General features: G+C 65.0%; 2 protein-coding genes and 1 other annotated feature. Both genes read right to left on the bottom strand.

Annotation, left to right across the window (positions count from 1 at the left end; translation table 11 throughout):
• Nucleotides 1–624: IS3 family transposase (locus HMPREF0321_RS00885; RefSeq protein WP_006943482.1), on the bottom strand; the 624-nt coding region annotated here is incomplete at its 3' end.
• Nucleotides 538–666: a sequence feature (AL1L pseudoknot), on the bottom strand. It overlaps the preceding gene by 87 nt.
• Nucleotides 627–944: a transposase gene (locus HMPREF0321_RS00880; protein ID WP_006943480.1), complete on the bottom strand. Its 318-nt coding sequence runs from the start codon at nucleotides 942–944 to the stop codon at nucleotides 627–629. Its footprint overlaps the feature before it by 40 nt.
• Nucleotides 945–1,628: the final 684 nt, after the last annotated feature.

Raw genomic sequence — 1,628 nt, 5'->3', positions numbered from 1 at the left:
GTTGAATCCGCCCTGGACTCCTTTATCGCTGTGATGCCGTAGCCCGGCCACGTCTTGGCCTGCGCGCTGACGCGTCCAGAACGCCATCTCCAACGCGTCCAGGGCCAGGTCCGTGCGCAGCGACTTCGACAGCTGCCAGCCCAGCACCCGTCGGGAGAACACGTCGATGATGAACGCGGCGTACACCCATCCGCTGAAAGTGCGGCAGTAGGTGATGTCAGCGACCCACAGCTGGTTCGGAGCCGCCGCGGTGAAGTCTCGCTGGACCAGGTCTTGACGCTCATCCGGGCCGCGGCCTGGGACCGTGGTCCTCGGTCCCTTCGCGCGGCTGATCCCGCGCAGGCCTGCGGCTCGCATGAGCCGCTCCACCGTGCACCTGGCCACCTGCAGGCCCTCCCTCCGCAGTTGCGCGTGGACCTTCCGGGCCCCGTAGACCCCGTAGTTGGCCTCATGCACCCGCCGGATTTCCACGAGCACCTGCTCATCGCGCAGGCTGCGCACTGAAGGAGTGCGCGTCTTGGCCGCGTAGTACGTGCTCGGTGCGATCTGTGTGCCTGCCGCGGACAGCGTGGCGCAGATCGGCTCGACACCGAACTCGTGCTTGTGTTCGTCGATGTAGTCCACGATCAGCGCTGTGGGCGGTCGAGCTCCGCCGCGAAGAAAGCCGACGCCGAGCGCAGGATCGCGTTCGCCCGCCGTAGTTCACGGTTCTCCTTCTCCAGCTCGGCCACCCGGGCGGCTTCGCTGGTCGTGATTCCGGGGCGGTGGCCGTGGTCGATCTCGGCTTGGCGGACCCAGTTGCGCAGCGTCTCGGGATTGATCCCGAGCTGTTCTCCTACGCGGCGGAATGCTCCGGTCCTCGTGGCGGGGTCTTGACGGGCTTCCAGCGTCATCCGCGTGGCGCGTTCGCGGAGCTCGTCGGGGTACTTCCGTGGTGCGGGCATGCTCTGCATCCTTCCGTTGGATCAGAGCCTCCACCAGACCCGGAGCGATTCACTACAGGCGGCGTGCCAGATCTTGACTCGACTCAGACGAATCCACTCTCAGTTCACCGGTGTCGTTGTCACACCCCGCGGCAGGAACTCACGCATCGAGCCGCACATCGTGCAGGTGAGAACCAGCGACTCCTCACTCGCCCAGGCAAGGTCGAAGAATTCAGAGGCAGCTGAGTTCAGCTTGGCCCGACGCTGCCAGAAGCGGTCAAAGCCGCAGTGGAGGCAGACGATCGACTTGCTCGCTGCTACTGCGGTGAATTCGGGTGCTGAACGTGAGCTGAACAATCCCCTGCCGAGCCTTTCTCACAAAGTTGCCGGAATCATGTCATGAGACCCCGGTGTGAGGCCTGGGTCTCCTATCGGTACGGGTGCAGCGTCGCACGTACACGCTGAGGCGAGTCACCGACTGCTGCGATGGTGCTGAACCCAGCGATTCCCCGAAAAGGACCACCCCGTCACGCTGAGCATGGACAACGCCGGCGCCCAGGTCGCCAGCACGAACGACGGCTGGAAGGAGCACCTCAGCTACTGGGGTTGAGCCCAGACCAAGGGTGCGCCCCCGCTGCCATGAGAACCCACCAGCGCCCAAGGAACCGCCAGCCAAACGCAACCAAACCGGCTCTTCACGAACGA

The organism is Dermacoccus sp. Ellin185 (assembly GCF_000152185.1).
Classification (GTDB): Bacteria; Actinomycetota; Actinomycetes; order Actinomycetales; family Dermatophilaceae; genus Dermacoccus; species Dermacoccus nishinomiyaensis.
Note: the sequence above shows the minus strand (reverse complement) of the source record. Positions and strands in the feature narration are given on the sequence as shown.

Excerpts from the sequence above, each read along its gene's own strand:
- HMPREF0321_RS00880 (WP_006943480.1), bottom strand. The coding sequence starts at position 944 with ATGCCCGCACCACGGAAGTACCCCGACGAGCTCCGCGAACGCGCCACG.